The following is a 1,024-nucleotide window of genomic DNA, read 5'->3' on the forward strand; positions in this document are numbered from 1 at the left end:
CGTGCTCTGCCCACCCCGGGTGGGCAGAGCACGACTCTCCGGGGAGCCGGTCGCCGGGGGCCGGGCCGACGGGTCTCCCGGGTGTGGTGCAGTGGTCTGGTGCAACCGGGCAGTGACCGTCGGACGTGGCAGCGCTACATCGCGCTGGGGGACTCCTTCACCGAGGGGCTGAGCGATCCGGACCCCACGACGCCCGACGCCTTCCTCGGCTGGGCCGACCGGCTCGCCGGTCACCTGGCCGCAGCTTCTCCCACCGGGGAGGTCGAGTACGCCAACCTCGCCATCCGGGGCCGGCTGCTGGCCCAGGTGCTCGACGAGCAGGTGCCGGTGGCGCTCGCGGCGGAGCCCGACCTGGTCAGCCTGGTCGCCGGCGGCAACGACCTGCTGCGCCCCGGCGTCGACCCCGACCGGCTGGCCGCCGACCTGGAGAAGGCCGTGGTCGCCTTCCGGGACGCCGGCGCCGACGTGCTGCTGGCCACCGGCGTCGACCCCCGGCAGACCCCGATCATCCGGCGCACCCGTGGCCGGGTCGCCGTCTTCAACTCGCATCTGTGGTCGATCGCCGCCCGGCACGGCGCCGTCGTGCTCGACCAGTGGGGCGCGGCGTGGGTCCAGGACGCGCGGATGTGGGACCCGGGTGACCGCATCCACCTGACCGCTGAAGGGCACCGGCGCACCGCGCTGGCCGCCGCTGCGGCACTCGGCGTCCCGGTGCCGGGGGAGGACGTCGACTGGCGGACGCCGCTGGAGCCGGCCCCGCCCAAGCCGGTCCGCGAGGTCGCCGCCCAGGAGCTGGTGTGGGTCCGCGGGTTCGTGCTGCCCTGGATCGGCCGACGGCTGACCGGTCGCTCCTCCGGCGACGGCCGGGTCGCCAAGCGCCCGGCGCCCGCACCGCTGGGCGGTGCCGCACACCTGGGATAGGCCGTCCCCGGGGGGGGGGGGGGGGGGCCCCCGCGCGGGGGGGGGGGGCCCCGCGCGGGGGGGGGGGGCGGGGGCCCGACCCCCTCACGGCGCAAAACGCTAG

The 1,024-nt window shown here is 77.5% G+C and carries 1 protein-coding gene; it reads left to right on the plus strand.

Annotated elements, in window-relative coordinates; translation table 11 throughout:
- The first annotated feature begins 99 nt into the window (after positions 1-99).
- Positions 100-921, plus strand: coding sequence for an SGNH/GDSL hydrolase family protein (locus ACI795_RS19430; protein ID WP_457077306.1), 822 nt, complete (start codon positions 100-102; stop codon positions 919-921).
- The last annotated feature ends 103 nt before the right edge of the window (positions 922-1,024 follow it).

Source organism: Modestobacter sp. SYSU DS0290 (assembly GCF_054050955.1).